This is a genomic window from Vibrio sp. 10N.286.51.C3, assembly GCF_003050065.1.
Taxonomy (GTDB): Bacteria; Pseudomonadota; Gammaproteobacteria; order Enterobacterales; family Vibrionaceae; genus Vibrio; species Vibrio crassostreae.
The window spans coordinates 239,895-258,171 of the sequence record NZ_PIGC01000007.1 but is presented as its reverse complement, the minus strand read 5'-3'; the positions used below and the strand labels follow the sequence as shown (position 1 = coordinate 258,171).

16 protein-coding genes are annotated in these 18,277 nt (G+C 44.0%); 4 read left to right on the top strand and 12 right to left on the bottom strand.

What is annotated here, in order from left to right; genetic code table 11:
- Positions 1-31 precede the first annotated feature (31 nt).
- Both CWO27_RS10165 and btsR read left to right on the top strand, forming a co-directional pair.
- Positions 32-1,702 carry a sensor histidine kinase gene (locus CWO27_RS10165; RefSeq protein ID WP_102432237.1) on the top strand — a complete coding sequence of 557 codons (1,671 nt, stop codon included), beginning with the start codon at positions 32-34 and terminating at the stop codon, positions 1,700-1,702.
- A 103-nt stretch (positions 1,703-1,805) separates the two neighbouring features.
- Complete coding sequence (gene btsR, locus CWO27_RS10160; RefSeq protein ID WP_055319044.1) at positions 1,806-2,537, top strand: two-component system response regulator BtsR; 732 nt, start codon at positions 1,806-1,808, stop codon at positions 2,535-2,537.
- A gap of 132 nt (positions 2,538-2,669) precedes the next feature.
- Here btsR and ispH read toward each other — a convergent pair whose 3' ends face one another.
- The 6 genes from ispH to murJ form a co-directional block, all read right to left on the bottom strand.
- Positions 2,670-3,626: a 4-hydroxy-3-methylbut-2-enyl diphosphate reductase gene (ispH, locus tag CWO27_RS10155; RefSeq protein ID WP_102394042.1), complete on the bottom strand. Its 957-nt coding sequence runs from the start codon at positions 3,624-3,626 to the stop codon at positions 2,670-2,672.
- A gap of 136 nt (positions 3,627-3,762) precedes the next feature.
- Positions 3,763-4,194, bottom strand: a complete 432-nt coding sequence (gene fkpB / locus CWO27_RS10150) for an FKBP-type peptidyl-prolyl cis-trans isomerase (RefSeq protein ID WP_017062866.1) — start codon at positions 4,192-4,194, stop codon at positions 3,763-3,765.
- Between the two features lie 149 nt (positions 4,195-4,343).
- Positions 4,344-4,844 carry a signal peptidase II gene (lspA, locus tag CWO27_RS10145; protein ID WP_102394038.1) on the bottom strand — a complete coding sequence of 167 codons (501 nt, stop codon included), beginning with the start codon at positions 4,842-4,844 and terminating at the stop codon, positions 4,344-4,346.
- Positions 4,845-5,001: 157 nt separating this feature from the next.
- On the bottom strand, positions 5,002-7,860 hold the full coding sequence (ileS, locus tag CWO27_RS10140) for an isoleucine--tRNA ligase (RefSeq protein WP_102394039.1): 2,859 nt from the start codon (positions 7,858-7,860) through the stop codon (positions 5,002-5,004).
- 63 nt (positions 7,861-7,923) lie between these two features.
- Positions 7,924-8,859, bottom strand: a complete 936-nt coding sequence (ribF, locus tag CWO27_RS10135; protein WP_102394040.1) for a bifunctional riboflavin kinase/FAD synthetase — start codon at positions 8,857-8,859, stop codon at positions 7,924-7,926.
- Positions 8,860-8,929: 70 nt separating this feature from the next.
- Positions 8,930-10,492, bottom strand: a complete 1,563-nt coding sequence (gene murJ, locus CWO27_RS10130) for a murein biosynthesis integral membrane protein MurJ (RefSeq protein ID WP_032501129.1) — start codon at positions 10,490-10,492, stop codon at positions 8,930-8,932.
- A 251-nt stretch (positions 10,493-10,743) separates the two neighbouring features.
- On the opposite strand from murJ, the gene rpsT reads away from it, so the two are divergent.
- Entirely contained in the window at positions 10,744-11,004 is a 261-nt protein-coding gene (gene rpsT, locus CWO27_RS10125; protein ID WP_012603273.1) for a 30S ribosomal protein S20, read from the top strand.
- Between the two features lie 284 nt (positions 11,005-11,288).
- On the opposite strand, the gene CWO27_RS10120 is transcribed toward rpsT, so the two are convergent.
- Both CWO27_RS10120 and nhaR read right to left on the bottom strand, forming a co-directional pair.
- Complete coding sequence (locus CWO27_RS10120) at positions 11,289-11,582, bottom strand: ArsR/SmtB family transcription factor (RefSeq protein ID WP_004735028.1); 294 nt, start codon at positions 11,580-11,582, stop codon at positions 11,289-11,291.
- A 100-nt stretch (positions 11,583-11,682) separates the two neighbouring features.
- The gene (nhaR, locus tag CWO27_RS10115) at positions 11,683-12,573 is read right to left on the bottom strand and encodes a transcriptional activator NhaR (protein ID WP_048658065.1); all 891 of its coding nucleotides are present in this window, start codon (positions 12,571-12,573) and stop codon (positions 11,683-11,685) included.
- Between the two features lie 390 nt (positions 12,574-12,963).
- Between nhaR and CWO27_RS10110 the strand changes: the two genes are divergently transcribed.
- Entirely contained in the window at positions 12,964-14,109 is a 1,146-nt protein-coding gene (locus CWO27_RS10110) for a Na/Pi symporter (protein WP_048662115.1), read from the top strand.
- Between the two features lie 270 nt (positions 14,110-14,379).
- Here CWO27_RS10110 and CWO27_RS10105 read toward each other — a convergent pair whose 3' ends face one another.
- The 4 genes from CWO27_RS10105 to lgt all read right to left on the bottom strand — a co-directional run bounded on the left by CWO27_RS10105 (position 14,380) and on the right by lgt (position 18,266).
- On the bottom strand, positions 14,380-14,856 hold the full coding sequence (locus CWO27_RS10105) for a hypothetical protein (protein WP_102432239.1): 477 nt from the start codon (positions 14,854-14,856) through the stop codon (positions 14,380-14,382).
- 214 nt (positions 14,857-15,070) lie between these two features.
- A complete protein-coding gene (locus tag CWO27_RS10100) occupies positions 15,071-16,459 on the bottom strand; it encodes a winged helix-turn-helix domain-containing protein (RefSeq protein ID WP_102432240.1) in 1,389 nt (462 codons plus the stop codon).
- Between the two features lie 124 nt (positions 16,460-16,583).
- On the bottom strand, positions 16,584-17,435 hold the full coding sequence (locus CWO27_RS10095) for a thymidylate synthase (protein WP_017056122.1): 852 nt from the start codon (positions 17,433-17,435) through the stop codon (positions 16,584-16,586).
- Positions 17,436-17,444: 9 nt separating this feature from the next.
- Positions 17,445-18,266, bottom strand: coding sequence for a prolipoprotein diacylglyceryl transferase (gene lgt / locus CWO27_RS10090; protein ID WP_017059338.1), 822 nt, complete (start codon positions 18,264-18,266; stop codon positions 17,445-17,447).
- Positions 18,267-18,277: the final 11 nt, after the last annotated feature.

Here is an 18,277-nt window from a genome sequence, read left to right as displayed (position 1 = left end):
ACACTTAACAAGCGTCTCAATAGGTGAAAATATGGAACTCATTCTCTCTCTTCTGCAACAAACTTGTGTCTACTTAGTGATTGCTTACATGCTAAGTAAAACCCCGCTGATTCTCCCTCTGTTAAGCATCTCTTCACGCTTAAGTCATAAAGTCAGCTGTTATGTTCTGTTTTCCCTGTTCTGCATTATGGGCACCTATTTCGGACTGCAGATTAATGACGCGATAGCCAACACTCGTGCAATGGGGGCGGTAATGGGAGGCCTGTTTGGCGGCCCTGTCGTTGGCTTTGCCGTAGGCTTTACCGGCGGGATTCATCGCTACTCATTAGGTGGCTTTACTGACTTAGCTTGTGCGATTTCAACCACTGCAGAGGGCCTGATTGGTGGCTTGCTGCATGTATACTTAGTCCGAAAGAACAAAGCCAGCCAGTTGTTTAACCCGATGGTGGTGTTCTCTGTGACGCTATTTGCAGAGATCATTCAGATGTTAATTCTGCTCGCAGTCGCTAAACCGTTTGAGCAGTCCTACGCTCTAGTTTCTGATATTGCCGCGCCAATGATCATTGCTAACTCAGTGGGCGCTGCACTGTTCATGAGCATCATCCAAGACAGAAAAACCATCTTCGAGAAATACTCCGCAACCTTCTCGCGCCGCGCACTTACTATTGCCGAGCGTTCGGTAGGTATTTTGCATGGCGGGTTTAATTCAGATAACGCGCAAAAAATCGTACGTATCGTTTACGAAGAGACCAATGTTGGGGCGGTAGCGATCACCGACCGAGAAAAAATCCTCGCGTTCGTTGGCATTGGCGATGAACACCATATTCCAAATACCCCTATTTCATCGCAAAGCACGCTCACTTCGATGGAACAGAACGACATCATCTACCTTGATGGCAAAGAGAACCCATACCAATGTTCTCTTTCGCAAGATTGTAAGTTAGGTTCTGCGCTGATTATCCCACTGCGTGCCGGTAACGAAGTCGTCGGTACCATCAAACTGTATGAGCCTAAGCTAAAGCTATTTTCAACCATCAACATGTCGATGGCTGAAGGTATTGCTCAACTATTGTCGAGTCAGATCCTGTTCAGCAACTATCAGCAACAACAAACCCTGCTTACCCAAGCTGAAATCAAACTACTGCACGCTCAAGTGAACCCACACTTCTTGTTTAATGCGCTTAATACGATTAGCGCCGTTACTCGCCGTGACCCTGATAAAGCGCGAGAGCTTATTCAGCACCTATCTCACTTCTTTAGAAGCAACCTTAAGCAGAACATCAACACTGTGAAACTCAAAGATGAGCTTGCACACGTCAATGCGTATCTCACCATTGAAAAGGCACGTTTTACCGACCGGTTAGAAGTGGAATGGGACATAGATCCACAGTTATACGAGTCACAACTACCAAGCTTTACCCTGCAACCATTGGTTGAGAACGCCATCAAGCATGGCATTTCGAACATGCTAGAAGGTGGCACAGTGAAGATCTATAGCGAGGCTTTCGAGAGTGGGTTCAAGTTAACCGTTGAAGACAACGCGGGTAATTATCAGAAGCCATCTCAAGATCATGTAGGATTAGGGATGGAGATTGTTGATAAACGACTCACTAATTTCTTTGGACAAGATTCAGCACTAAAAATAGAATCTCAACCACAGCAATTTACTCGAATGAGCTTTATCATACCTATACTAAAATAATGATGTTTTCATAGATGTTAGCTCCCCCAGTAGTAACATTTAGCAGACATTAAAAAGATAAGCGTGAATCAAGCAGGGATGGCACAAAAATGAAGATTGTAGGATGTTAAAAGCATTAGTTATCGATGATGAGCTTTTTGCTCGCGAAGAACTGATTGAACTTCTGACCGAAACCGGAGAAGTCGAAGTCATTGGTCAAGCGAGTAACGCAATTGAAGGACTTAAGCAGATCAACCTTCTCAAGCCTGATGTGGTGTATTTGGACATTCAAATGCCTCAGGTCACCGGTATTGAATTGTTGAGTATGCTTGACCCGGAAACCATGCCCTACGTGGTATTCGTCACCGCCTACGACCAATATGCTATTCAAGCCTTTGAAGATAATGCTTTTGATTACCTACTTAAGCCAGTCGAGCCTTGTCGATTAAACAAGAGCGTTTGTCGCCTGAATAAGGTCATCAAACAAAATCAGAAAGCGCCAGCACAAGACATCTCTGCGATTGCTCCCTGTCACTTAGAGCAGATTCCATGTATTGGTCATAACCGCATTGTGATCATGGCAAGCCAAACGGTCGAGTGCGCCTATTCCGATATCAGTGGGGTGCATGTACGTAGCTCATCGCAAACCGCGACTTCACAGTTAACGCTAAAGATCTTGGAAGAAAAAACCGATTTGATCCGCTGTCATCGCCAGTATTTGATCAACATAAAGTCGATCCAAGAGATCAAACTGTTAGAGAATGGATTAGCGGAGATCATTACCCTGACTGGCTTTGAAGTCCCTGTTAGCCGTCGTTACCTCAAGACTTTAAAAGAGCAGCTCGGTCTTCAGTAAACACATCTCGGACGGGACATACAGCACGATCAAAAAAGCCAACGCATCAACGTTGGCTTCCTACTGTTTACAAATCGATAGTATTTGCGAATCAACTGTTTGCGAATCGCTAGTGTCTCGAATCAATAGAGATTAATCTACTTGCTTGATCTGCAGCTCTTTAGGTACTTCGAAGAACATGTTCTCTTCGCGACCTTGAATCTCTTCAACGCCAGTCGCACCTAGTTCGCGGATACGATCTAAGATTTGGTTAACTAACTCTTCAGGAGCAGAAGCACCAGCCGTTACGCCGATTTTCTTCTTGCCTTCAACCCATTCAGTCTGAATATCTTCTGGGCAATCCGTTAGGTAGCCTGGTGTGCCTAGCTTCTCAGCTAGCTCTTTTAGGCGTGTAGAGTTCGATGAGTTCTTAGAACCAACCACTATCACCACATCAACGTCATTCGCCATCTCACGCACCGCGTCTTGACGGTTTTGAGTCGCATAACAGATGTCGTCTTTACGAGGGCCTTGAATCTCAGGGAATACACGACGTAACTCTTCAATTACATCTGCCGTTTCATCAACAGACAGCGTAGTTTGGCTCACGTAGTGTAAGTTACTTGGATCATTAACCACTAGTTTTTGTACGTCTTCTGGTCTTTCAACCAAGTACATACCACCTGTTTGACTCGCGTACTGACCCATAGTGCCTTCAACTTCCGGGTGACCCGCGTGACCGATCAGTACTACTTCCATATGTTTACGGCTCGCACGAGCAACCTCCATATGAACTTTAGTCACCAAAGGACAGGTTGCATCGAATACCGTTAGCTCGCGCTCCTTCGCTTCTTTACGAACCGCTTGAGAAACACCGTGAGCAGAGAAAATCACGATATTGTCGTCAGGCACTTCACTCAGTTCTTCGACAAAAATAGCACCACGTTGCTTGAGCCCCTCAACAACAAAGCGGTTGTGTACCACTTCATGGCGAACATAGATCGGTGGCTGATACATTTCAAGTGCGCGCTCTACGATGCTGATCGCACGATCGACACCGGCACAAAAGCCACGAGGGTTAGCTAACATTATTTTCATTTCATTGCTCATCATTTACCGCGGTACTAAGGTTGTTTCTATAGAGTTCGCCGTCAGCGAGGTTCGCATTCTACAGTGAAGCGTCTAGACAGTGAAGCTCTAGGTGACATCACCGCAGTAAGGCTATCTTATTCTAACGTTAAGAGAGTTATTCTACCGTTAAGATATTGACGTCAAACGTAACGTCTTGACCTGCGAGTGGGTGATTAAAATCAACCGTCACTGAATCACCTGCGATCTCAGTAATAATACCTGGAATTTCCATCCCATCAGGACCAGAGAATGCCATGATAGTACCCACTTCAACTTCAGAATCACCAACAAACTTAGCACGATCCATATAATGAATATGATCAGGGTTTGGCATACCAAACGCATCTTCCGCTTTCAGTTCGATAGACTTTTCAGTTCCAGCTTCAAGTCCAAGTAAGCACGCTTCAAAGTTCTCACTTAGGCTGCCATCGCCCATGACGAACTTTGCAGGTTTGCCCATATTTTCGGTGCTATCGGCAACTGAACCATCCTTCATTTTAATCGTAAAATGTAGAGTTACTGCTGAATCATTTTTAATTGCTGCCACGTTACTTTCCTTAGATTTCTTTATTATTTGAGGATGCATTGTGCTTTGCTTCCTTGTTGACTGAAGCATAAAAAAAAGCGCCGTCGGAATCAACCGACAGCGCTTAGGGCTATTCTATTCTGTGAGTCATAGACTGACTTTGAGGCAAGCTATTTGCTTTCGTCTTTCTTACGGAAACCATCTAGGATGATCATCGCAGCACCGATACAGATTCCCATATCGGCTAAGTTAAATGCGGGCCAATGGTAAGTGCCCCAGTAGAAGTCTAAGTAATCGACAACAAAGCCATGTACGACTCGGTCAAACACATTTCCTACTGCGCCACCAATGATGATCGCATAAGCAATGTTATTCCACTTCTCTGCAGCTGGTAGTTTGCTCATCCAGTACGTCAGCATACCTGTTACCGCAAATGCGATACCGGTAAATAACCAACGCTGCCAACCACTTTGATCACTCAAGAAGCTAAACGCTGCACCATAGTTATGCACGTACAAAAAGTTAAAGAATGGCAGAACCTCAATACGGTTTGCCCAGCCATAACCCATGTTATCCATAACAAAGAGTTTAATGCCGATATCGGCAAGGAAGACCACTAGGGCCAACCATAGCCAACGCACACCAGATTGTTTTAACGAAACTTCACTCATTTCTATTCCTAGTATTTACGAAGTTGGTATTCACTGTTACTCAATTTAAGTGACCTGATTACCGTACTTGTATAAACACATTTCCTATAATTAAAAATAACCCCAGTTGATACTGGGGCTATGATTTTTACAAAAAGTTCAGTCTTTCTCTGAGCTGTTATGCGAACTTACGCACTTCGCCTTCACCGTCGATGTTCGACACACAACGACCACAAACTTTCTCATGACCTTCAATAGTGCCTACATCTGGAGTGTGGTGCCAGCAACGGTCACACTTCTCAGCTTCAGTAGCTGCAACTTCAACGAATAGACCAGCAACGTCTGTCTCTTGAGCTGCATCAGACTTCTCGCTTAATGGCTTAACAACAGCTGCAGAAGTGATAAGTACGAAACGTAGCTCATCTTCTAGCTTGTTGATTTTCGCCGCTAGTGCGTCGTCAGCGTATAGAATCACTTCAGCTTGCAGTGCGCCACCGATCGTTTTCTCTTTACGAGCATCTTCAAGAAGCTTGTTCACAGCGCCACGAACCGTTTGGATTTCAGCCCAGAATTCGTTGCTTAGCTCTTCGCCTTCAGCTAGACCGAATAGGCCTTCGAACCATTCGCCAGTAAACACGAACTTGTCGCGCTCACCCGGCATCTCGTTCCAGATTTCATCTGCAGTGAACGACATGATAGGTGCCATCCAACGAACTAGAGCTTCTACGATGTAGTAAAGCGCAGTTTGACAGCTACGTTGAGCATGGCTGCCCTGCTTCGCTGTGTACTGACGGTCTTTAATTACGTCTAGGTAGAAAGAACCCATTTCGATAGAACAGAACTGCATTAGACGTTGAGTCACACCGTGAGTGTTGTACTCGCCGTATGCTTTAACAATCTCTTCTTGTGCAGCTTGAGCACGGCCAACAGCCCAGCGATCAAGTGCAACCATCTCTTCAGCAGGTACTAGGTCAGTTTCAGGGTTGAAACCATTCAAGTTCGCTAGGAAGAAACGCGCTGTGTTACGAATACGACGGTAAGCATCAGCTGAACGCTTCAGGATTTCATCAGAAACCGCAACTTCACCCGTGTAGTCTGTAGAAGCAACCCATAGACGCAGGATATCTGCACCTAGCTTGTTGGTTACATCTTTAGGTGCAACAACGTTACCGATAGATTTAGACATCTTACGGCCGTTACCGTCAACCACGAAACCGTGAGTTAGTACTTGCTTGTATGGTGCTTCGTCTTTCATCGCAATAGATGAAATTAAAGAAGACTGGAACCAGCCACGGTGTTGGTCTGAACCTTCAAGGTAAAGATCAGCACTGTGAGTACGCTCTTCGTTCGGGAAGTTGTACTCTTCACGAGAATCAACAACCGAGAAGTGCGTCACACCTGAGTCGAACCATACGTCTAGCGTATCCATTACTTTTTCGTACTTATCAGCGTCTTCTGCGCCCATAAGTTCAGCAGCGTCTACATCCCACCAAGCTTGAATACCTTTCTCTTCAACTAACTTCGCGACTTTTTCAATAAGCGCTGGGCTTTCTGGGTGAAGTTCTGCTGTTTCTTTATGAACGAACAGAGCAATTGGCACACCCCAAGTACGTTGACGAGAGATACACCACTCAGGGCGACCTTCAACCATACCTTCGATACGGCTTTGACCCCATTCAGGCAACCACTCAACACTCTTGATAGACTCTAGTGCTTTAGCACGTAGGCCAGCTTGATCCATAGAGATGAACCATTGTGGTGTTGCACGGAAGATGATTGGAGTTTTGTGTCTCCAACAGTGTGGGTAGCTGTGCTCGTAAGCGTGGTGATGCAGAAGTGCACCTTTATCTTTTAGAACTTCTAAAACAGAGTCGTTCGCTTTAAATACGTGCTGACCAGCAAATAGCTCAGTATCTGGCAGGTAAACGCCGTTTGAACCAACTGGGTTAGCGATTTCTAGGTTGTACTTCTTACCAACCACGAAATCCTCTTGACCGTGGCCAGGCGCAGTGTGAACCACACCAGTACCTGAATCCGTTGTTACGTGGTCGCCAAGAACAGCAGGAACAGTAAAATCGTAGAACGGGTGGTTGAACTGAGAAAGCTCAAGATCAGCACCTGTAGCAAAACCAAGGTTATGGAAATGCTCGATACCTGCACGGTCCATTACGTCTTTTGCTAGATCAGAAGCAACAACGATACGTTGAGCTGGTTGGTCGCCATTCGCTTCAACTTGGATAAGCACGTATTCAAGATCATCACGTAGACATACTGCGCGGTTCGCCGGCAGAGTCCATGGTGTTGTCGTCCAGATAACGATAGAAATTTCGCCTTGACCCGCATGACCTTCAGCTAGAGTAAATTTCTCTAGCAGCGCCGCTTCGTCAGCTGCTGTAAATTTCACATCGATAGATGGAGAAACTTTATCTTTATATTCAACTTCAGCTTCAGCCAGAGCAGAACCACAGTCAGTACACCAGTGAACTGGTTTGAAACCTTTAAGAAGGTGACCTTTGTCTGCGATTTTGCCTAGAGAACGAATGATGTTCGCTTCAGTGCCGAAATCCATAGTACGGTAAGGTTTGTCCCACTCGCCCATGATACCAAGACGTTTGAAGCTCTCTTTCTGACCTTCAACTTGGCCCGCAGCGTACTTACGACACTCTTCGCGGAATTCAGCAGCCGAAATCTTCTGACCAGGCTTACCTTTCTTCTTCTCAACCATTAGCTCGATTGGAAGACCGTGACAGTCCCAACCTGGGATGTACGGTGCATCAAAACCAGAAAGGGTCTTAGATTTGATAATAATGTCTTTAAGAATCTTATTCAGCGCGTGGCCAATGTGAATGTCGCCGTTCGCGTATGGAGGGCCATCATGCAGTACGAAAGATTTTTTACCTTTCTTTGCCTTACGGATTTCGCCGTAAAGATCTTCTTTGTACCAACGCTTCAGCATTTCTGGCTCACGATTTGCCAGATTACCGCGCATTGGGAACCCTGTTTCTGGTAAGTTCAGGGTATCTTTATAATCACTCATCGATTCTTAATTCCGTTATATTGGGCGAAGTTAGACATTATGTTAATCGGTGGAATCATCCGATTAATTCTTTAGCTGAAGCAGCCACACCCTTGCGGCTTCAGCATCCAATTCTATTTGATTCTTTAGTGCGTCGAACGATTCAAATTTTATCTCGTCGCGCAGTTTGTGCAAAAGTCGTACTTCTAACTGTTTACCATATAAATTGGCTTTAAAGTCAAAAAAGTGCACTTCTAATTGCTGCCTTACCCCATTAACTGTTGGTCGTTGTCCAATATTAGCAACGCCACCGACAGGAACACCGTCGATATCCAAAGCTTCAACAACATACACTCCCGATACAGGAGAAACACAACGCTTTAATGGAATATTAGCGGTAGGGAAACCGATAGTTCTCCCTAGTTTTCGACCATGAGAAACACGACCACTGATACTGTAGTCACGCCCTAGCATGGTAGCACTAGAAGCCAAGTCATTGGCCGCTAACGCATTTCGTATCTCAGTACTGCTTACTCGTAATTGGTTTAAGCAATAGCTCTGGGTGCTCACCACCTCAAAACCATACTTCTCGCCTGCCGCTTTGAGCATAGCGAAATTACCAGTACGACCCTTACCGAAGCAAAAATCGTCACCGACAACCAAGAATTTCACGCCAAGCTTATCAACCAAAAGGTCTTTAATGAACGCTTCAGCCGACAAGCTTGCAAAATACTGATTAAAATTCACACACAATAAACGACTGATATCTAGCTTACTCAGTTGCACGTATTTATCTCGTAAGCGAGTTAAACGTGCTGGTGCTTTACCTTTGGCAAACAACTCCATAGGTTGCGGCTCAAACGTCATGACAACAGAAGGGAGCCCTAATGCTGCAGCTTGTTTAGAAACCTGACTCAGAACCTCTTGATGCCCTAAATGAACACCATCGAAGTTACCTATGGTTAATACACAGCCATGATGCTGCGCTTTAATATTGTGTATACCTCGGATCAGTTCCATTGTGATCAGCTAAAACCTGTTATTAACATCATTTATTGTGTGAAACCGACGGATTATATACTAATCAGTATTAATCTGTCGCTGCTTTTAAATGTTTTACTCGGATACCTAAAACCAGTATCGACACAATATAAGCAAAGGCGCCAAGTGCGATCAACCCTGTTAGTGTCAACGCTCTTTGGTTAAAGCCCCAATCAAGCCACAATTGCATATTGTCTAGCTGCCATAAAATCACGCCAATCATTACCGTACCTGAGATCAATAATTTAAGGCTAAACAACAATGTAGTCTTGGTTAAACGATAAACACCCGCTAGATGCAAACCACGATAAAGCAGAGTCATGTTCACGAACGCAGACAACGCCGTTGCGATTGCCAAACCAACATAACCATAGAAATAAGCGAAGATTGCGTTGAACACCATGTTAGTCACCATCGCAATGATGCCGTACTTAACCGGTGTTTTGGTGTCTTGACGAGAGTAATAGCCGGGAGCCAATACTTTAATAAGCATGAAATTCAGCAAGCCTGAAGCGTACGCCACTAAAGACATTGAAGCCTGATTAACATCATGAGGAGAAAACTCACCACGCATAAACAGCACCATCAACATCGGTTTTGCTAACACAATAAGACCGAACATCGCAGGAATACCGAGCAGCAGTACCATGCGCACACCCCAATCCATGGTGTGAGCAAACCCTTCTCCTTCAGCATCAACGTGCTTACGAGATAAAGCAGGAAGAATAACCGTCGCAATGGCAATACCAAACAAACCGAGTGGAAATTCTAATAGTCGATCCGAGTAATACAGCCAACTGATCGAGCCCGTCGCTAGAAAACTGGCAATGAAAGTATCGAACAACAAGTTGATTTGACTTACTGACACACCAAACAAAGCAGGGATCATTAACGTGCGGATCTTAACCACGCCCGGATCTCTCCAACCCCACTTAGGCTTAACCAGTACTCCCGCTTTAATCAAGAAAGGCATTTGGAACAGGAATTGAACTAAGCCTCCAAGAAAAACGCCGATGGATAAACCAATTTCAGGTTGTTCTAAATTAGGAGCAAGAAACCAAGCACAAGCAATGATCATTACGTTCAAGAACACAGGCGTAAATGACGAAACCGCAAATTTGCCCATGGTATTAAGGATTGCACCTGATAAAGCGACAAACGTAATGAACCATAAATAAGGAAAAGTAATTTTCAGCATTAGGCTGGCGAGTTCAAACTTAGGCGCCGAGGGGCCGTCATTAAGCCAATCAATAAACCAACCCGCACCGAACATTGCGGTGATAACCCCAGAGCCTAATACCCCAAGCACCGTAACAATAGAAACCAACACCCCAAGAGTACCGGACACCTTTGCTATCAAGTCTCGAGTTTTATCTTTATCACCTGCGGCGTGATATTCCGTTAATACTGGTACAAAGGCTTGAGAAAAAGCACCTTCGGCAAACAGCCGACGTAAAAAATTAGGAATTTTATTGGCGAAGAAAAATACGTCTGCACTTGCTCCTGCCCCCATTAAGTTTGCTACTACGACATCACGTACTAGCCCCAAGACACGGGAAACAAAAGTCATTACACTGACAATCAGCCCTGACTTTAATAGTCGTTTACTCACAGAAACCTCTGACACTGGTTGATTACTTTCAAGCGAGGATAAATACTATCCTATCCTAAGAAGCATATTTATTAGCATTGGTCTAAAAATGCTGTTAGAATCCCCGCCATCTTAACCGCGATGACCTTTCCATACCAAAGTTTGTTTGGCTACGATTGGTTTTTGCACAAATCATTTGACAATTAAGCGCTAATGAGGGATAGTCCTCGCCCTTAAATTGTCACCGAACTAAGTTTTTGGGAGTTAGACCCTTGGCAAACAGTAAATCTGCTAAGAAGCGCGCTATCCAAGCTGAGAAACGTCGCCAGCACAATGCTAGCCGTCGTTCTATGATGCGCACTTACATGAAAAAAACTATTGCAGCTATTGAAGCTGGCAATAAAGAAGCTGCAACTGCTGCTCTTGTAGAAGTTACACCTCTTCTAGACCGTATGGCGACTAAAGGCCTTATTCATAAGAATAAAGCTGCACGTCATAAGTCTCGTTTCGCTGCTGCAATCAAAGCTCTTTAATAGAAATTTGATTACAACGCAAAACGAAAAAAACCGGCCTTGGCCGGTTTTTTTATATCTAAAATTTGAGAAATGCTATTATTTTCCGGTGATTATTTAACTGAAAAACCGCTAATTTGCTTACCGATAAATAGCTAAGCAGCTAAAAAACAACGAGAAAAAAACAGACAAGCAGATAGATAGGTCGGTAATATAGATAGGCACTCACGTTTGACGTGAAATACTGACACTTCCTTGTGTCGGTCTTATTCCTGATAAGAAATCCACCTCCCACCAGCAATAAGCTACTTGCAGTAAATACCATGCAGTAGGTTAATCATCGCTTTTACTTCTTCACTACTCAATGTGTAATACACAGTTTGAGCTTCTTTGCGAGTTTCGACCAAACCATCTCTTCTCAACCAAGCAAGATGTTGAGATAAAGCAGACTGACTCAGTTCCAACTTGCCACACAACTCCCCAACCGACAGCTCAGTACCATGTAATAGGCACAAGATCTGTAAGCGACGCTCGTTGGCCATGGCTTTGAGTAGAATCACAGCTTGTGCTGAGTTCTTCTCCATCTCTTTTAAGTTCATAGTTTGGCTCCCTACAACCTTTACGCCAACTACGGGCTATCAGTATTTCCGGCATATGGTGGAGTTATGATAATCGATATCAATTCATTAACAAACCGCCTCACTCGAACAATTTGCTAAAATCTGCGTCGCATACGTTTTTTACTGCTGGATGTTGGATCATCCTCTCAGCAAATATGACGTAGTACTCCTCTTTTAACTCTTCAATGCCACCTAATAATTGCAGTGATGTATCTTCCTCAACCTCAGACATATAAAGGGTTGGCGCTAAGAATATTGCGTCATCGTGGTAGCGAGCAAAAGCCTTCATCAATGCCGCATCATCAAACTCACCCAAAACATCAGGTTTAAGTCCTTGTCTATCAAACCACTGCAGCACTTTGCGCCCCATTGAGGTTCGACTACCAGGTATCAAAAGCTTTCTTTGTTCTAATACCGCGGGGAAGTTCACACCTTCAACCTTGCCGGAACTGAAAAAGCTCATTCCACTTTCGCCAAGCTTTTTACTAAACAGGCCAGGGCTTTGACTCGAATCCACCGGGCAATCAGACAAGATCATATCGAGCTTATGCTGAGAAAGTTGCTCAAGTAGCATTTCATGGGTCGATTCAAAGCAACGTAAATGAATGCTGTTATCTGGGGGAATCGTCGACATCAGTATCTTGCTTACGAGTCTTTTAGACAGTGCATCCGCAACACCAACATCAAACAGAATATTAGAGTGCTGGCTATAATTTACGATATCCAGCATCTCATAACTCAGGCCAAACATACGGTCAGCGTACTTAAAGACTAGCTGCCCAAGCTCTGTCGGCTCAACACTGCGACCATTACGCTTAGTTAACTTGCCATCCATACGCTCTTCTAACGCTTTTATCTGACCAGTTACTGTTTGTGGTGTTAGGAATAGAGCTTCTGCCGCTTTAGTAACAGAGCCTTGTTTGCAAACCATCCAAAAGTAATAAAGGTGGTTATAGTTGAGGTGCGACATAGATGTGCCGTAATAAAAGAGTAGATACCCTTTTATATCAAATATGACACTCCCACTCAACAAACTCGGAAAAACCAAACCTAACTAACCATTATCACCTGTTTTTACGAAGTGTCTGATTTCATAATGTAATATTTCAGCGATTATTTTCAATTTTTCTCTAACTTTTAAGATCTATATCACCCAAGTTGAAAATCACAAAAACACCAATTAAAACAAAAGGTTAAATTAACAACATTTACTGTCAAAATATTTAAACAGCAAATCATCACAAAAAAAACCAACCTAAACCAAAATGTAATATTACTGAAATATTTGTTCTCTAACATCACGCTCAGATTAAACAAACAGACCAAACACAGACTTAAACGGTCCAATGGAGAAAACATTATGAACCAAGCTACTACTGCAGCAGCGCCTATCTCGAGCACTACTCGTTGGCTACGCTGGGCTAACTTGGCATTCATGCTTTACCTACTATTACTTTCAGTTTCAATGGTTGGTACAGGCTTCAAATGGGCAACAGGCGAGCAAGCAAAGGTTCTTTTCGAATTTGCTTCACACCCAGTTGCAGGCTTAATGATTGGTTTAGTGGCAACAGCACTTATTCAATCATCAAGCACAGTTACTTCAATTATCGTTGGCCTTGTGGCAGGTGGTTTACCTGTTGAGCTAGCAATCCCAATGATCATGGGTGCTAACATTGGTACTACGGTAACCAATACGCTAGTTAGCCTTGGTCACGTTCGTTGTAAAGAAGAGTTCAAACGTGCATTCGCAAGTGCGACTATTCACGACTTCTTTAACCTATTAGCCGTTGCTATCTTCCTACCACTAGAGATGGCGTTTGGTATTCTAGAAAAGATTTCTCACTGGTTGGTATCACCAATGCTAGCAACAGGTGATATGAGCATGGGTGGTCTTAACTTCATCAAGCCAATCACTAAGCCAGTAGTTAGTGCTATTAAAGAGCCTCTATCAACATTTGGCGACACTGTTGGTGGCATCATGCTTATCGTTCTAGGTATTGCGACTATTTTCGTAGCTATCACGGTAATGGGTAAGCTAATGAAGAGCCTGATGGTTGGCCGTGCTCGTGAGATTCTAAAGAATGCAATTGGTCGTGGTCCTATCCACGGTATCGCTTCTGGCTCTATCGTTACTATCCTTGTTCAGTCTTCTTCTACGACAACAAGCTTGATGGTTCCACTAGTAGGCTCAGGTGTTCTTAAAGTACGTGACGTTTACCCATTCACTCTTGGTGCAAACATCGGTACATGTATTACGGCTCTACTTGCAGCTACAGCAGTATCTGGTGAGTTCGCAGTATTCGCACTACAAATTGCTCTAGTACACTTGGTGTTCAACATCATGGCAACGGTATTCATCTTCGGTATTCCGTTCCTACGTGAGCTACCAGTTAAAGCGGCAGACATGATTTCAGACATGGCTGTGAAGAACAAATCAGTAGTCGCTGGTTACCTTGTTGCGGTATTCCTTGTACTGCCTGGTACCGTGTTAGCTTTGACTGCTTAATAGCAAAACAAACATCGCTTATAGCAAAGCCCGCAACCTCCTAGGTTGCGGGCTTTTTCTTTTTAGGAACGGATGCAGGAAACAAAAAGAAGATGCGGGATTTGAGTAAGCGAGTAACGAAGACCAAAACCAGATACGAGATTCGTGTAAACGAGTAACGAAAAGCGACTATCTCTAATTATCTGCGTTTTAATATTTCATATCTAACTGACTCAAATCTAAACACGCTCTTCGCATCTCGAATCCCGTTTACTCGCATCTAAAAAACGCTTACTTACCTTGCTCATTACGCAGGTACATAATGGCAACCATACCAAAGCCGATAAATTGCCATAGATACTGCCCGTCGCTTGCACCTGTGATGGTTTGAGTGAAAGCCATACAAGCAGTCACAAACAGAGAAGCAAAGGCGGCATAGAGCAACCACGGACGTTCTTTGCCAACCATGAACTCACCAGCAAGTACCGAACGAAGAACCAATAAAAACGGCACACATTGCAAAGCAATCAAAATTGGGAACATAAAATCGAACGTTGGACTCAATAAAGCATGACCGATTTGGCTCTTATCCCAAGTGCCGACAATATAGCCTTTCCAACCCACCCAAGTGTCTCCCGCATAAGCGGTATCGGGTGTAATGTAGCCAAGTAGCACGCCCATCACTTTATCGATAAAGCCATTTTTAAACCAAAAGACGAATAAGAAGATCTGAATTGGAATGATCTGAAAAGCAAACTTCTTCAACATGTGTGTACCCCCAATAATGAATGATTTGGTACCAGTATCTGGAAGTCGATGTTTTTACGCTTGATGCAAGGCAATCGAGCCTGAGTCCAAACAATAATCAAACATATTGAGAAGCCTGTTGGCACAAGAAAGTCTTGCGGATATACCGTTGCTATTGGCTCTCACGAAACACCTTCGCTTAAAAACGTATTTCGTGGTTTAGGAAAGGTTTTTTTTATAAAGATTCAATAAGATCAAACAGTTGACCGTCATTCTCTTTTTTTACTTCGGTATAACGTTGATAGTTGTATTGCGAACCTTTTGGGTTGTCCGACAGCTTGTCAGCCACACTCAGTAGATAAAAGCTGATTGGGCTCGGCGTACTTTCGGCAGCATAGGATAGATAAGGGAACGCTTGATTAGCATGTTGATTGATTAACAAGGCTAGCCCCAAGGTAAGATTAGCGATGTCACAACGTGGGTTCATCTCGAAGGCTTGCTTTGCCAGTTGCAGTGCATGTTCGCGGTCTTCTTGTTCATGATTTTGTAAATAAGCCAAAGATTCCGAATACGACAGCAAGGCATTGACCAGATAATTATCTCGCCCTTGTTGTTGAATCGTATCCAACTGAAGTGCTATTTCCTCAATTGGCTGACCACCTTTTCCTTGGTAGAACAACGATATCCCCTCGGAGATAACACTCCAATCATCGTAGTTATCAATAGAGGTCACTCGATGACTTGCCACGCCGTATTCGGAGCTCATTGGAGCAATAATGGCTTTGACCTCGAGAATCACATCCCCAATTGCATCAAAGAAATTATCTTGGCTAAAGCGTTTTTCCACTTTCTGACTTTGATTCGGTTGGCGATTGTTTTGTACAAGCACGCTCAACACATAATCACTGTCCTTTTGTTTGAGCCAACCTTTGAGTTCAACACCATTGTTGGTCAGTGATTGCTTGCCCTGATGCGATAGCTGAGAAAAGTGGTAACCCGATAAGTTTTTTGCCGAATTCAGCCCGTAGAAAAGATAGTTATAAACGCTTTCTGACATCTCATAATCGTTCGCAGAATCGAGTGTTATGTCATGAATATAAACAGGAATTACATCACTTTGATGAGCAGAAATAACAGCAGTGTCATTAGCTGGGACATCGGTTTGCCATGCCCAAGCTGCTATTAAGCCAATAGAGAATACTGCGGTTGTAATCAGGGCGATGGTTTTCTTTTTCGACTTAGCAACAATAGGCTCAAGTTGAGAGGCGTCCTCAACGGGAGTTGGTTTAACGCTCGACTGAGTCACCTCAACATCGAACTGGTAACCTTGTTTAGGGATCGTCTGAATAATGCGATACGGACGTGACTTATCCTGAAGTTGACTGCGCAATAAACTGATGACTTGCCTAACCAGATTGTCAGACACTTGAGTTCTTTGCCACACATCAGAGGCTATCTGCTGAGTGCTAACCACTTGCCCGCGATTTTCGATGAAATAGCTGAGTAGCTTTGCTTGTAATGGCTCTAGATGAATCGCCTCATCATCAATCACCAACTGATTTTTATCAGGGTAGAAAGCAATAGGAAAGTCATGTTGCAACACGAAGCAATGCGAACGAGTCATAGCAGTTCTGTGGTTAGAAAAGACCCCACAAGATTATTGGTTTTATAAATAGTAAGCAAGCCAAGTATCACAAATAAAAAAGGCTGCACAATGGCAGCCTTTCAATCAAACAAAGCAGATTAGATTAAACCGAGAACGGGTACTTAATCGCTTCGTGGCATTCGTAACCTTCAACCCAGAAGTCATCCATCGTTACCCATGTTTCCAAATCTTCTAGAGACTTAATCTCAGGATTGATATGGAATGTTGGGCCAGCTAACGGCTCACGCTTTAGCTGAATGTCACGCATTGGCGCCAGCTGATCTTCGTAGATATGAGCATTCACAAGCTTGTGGTAAGCCACGCCAGCTTTCTTACCCGTGATTTGCGCCATAATAGCTAGGAAGACATACACTTGAACCATGTTGAAGTTCAGGCCTAAAGGCACGTCACAAGAACGTTGAGTACTGTTTAGGTACAGAGTGTCACCAAGTAGAGAGAAGTGATGGCTGTACATACACGGACGCAAACATCCCATGTGGAACTCACCTGGGTTATAGAAGTTTAAGATCTCACCACGGTCATCAATACCGTTCGTTAGATCATCAACAATCTTCTTCAGTTGGTCGATATGACCGCCATCAGGTTTTGCCCATGCACGTCCTTGAACGCCGTAAACACGGCCCATATCGTCTTCGCCCTTGCGGTAAGGGTTATTTAGCCATGCCTCGTTCAAGTTCGAATTCGCATCCCAAGTCTTAGTACCTAGTTTGCGGAAGTCTTCAGCATTATCGTAACCACGGATGTAGCCAAGCAGTTCAGCAACCGCGGCCTTCCAAAAGCTCTTACGCGTTGTTACTAGAGGGAACTGGTTATTACCAACATCATATTCCAGGTCAGCATTGATCACGGTTAGGCAGCGCTTGCCCGTGCGTTCATTTTCAATCCAAGTACCGTCATCAACGATACGCTGACAGAGATCTAAATACTGTTTCACACCAATTCCTTACTTCGTTTGTTGTGGTAATTCGTCTTTGTAGTGACCACGCTTGTATGCCCACACCATCATCAGCACACCGATGATAACCATTGGCAGTGACAAAATTTGTCCCATAGAGATAAATCCACCGAACAAACCTAGGTGAGCGTCAGGTTCACGTACGTATTCTACTAAGAAGCGGAATGTACCATATCCTGCTAGGAATAACCCTGATACAGAACCAAGAGGACGCGGCTTTTTGATAAACCAGTTCAAGATGAAGAACAGCACAATACCTTCAAGCGCCATCTCGTAAAGTTGAGATGGGTGACGAGGAAGTGGGCCACCGTTAGGGAACACAATAGCCCATGGCACATCAGTCACACGGCCCCAAAGCTCGCTGTTCATGAAGTTACCTAAGCGTCCCATGCCTAAACCAAATGGCACCAATGGTGCAATCATGTCTGCCACACCAAAGAAGGTTCGACCGTTCTTTTTGGCATACCAAAACATGGCAGTAATAACACCAAGCAAACCACCGTGGAAAGACATACCGCCAGTCCATACCTTAAATAGATAAAGAGGATCTGCTAGGAAAAGGTCAAAGTTGTAGAAAAGTACGTAGCCAATACGACCACCCAGCACCACACCTAGAAAGCCAGCAAACAGTAAGTCTGATACTTGCTCTCGAGTCCAACCGCTGCCCGGTTGATCAGCTCGACGATTTGCTAACCAAAGAGCAAACATAAAACCAACAAGGTACATTAAGCCGTACCAACGAACTGAGATTGGTCCTAGTTCAATAAGAACAGGATCGATATTTGGGAATTCGATAAAACCCTGAGACATACTTGGCTCTC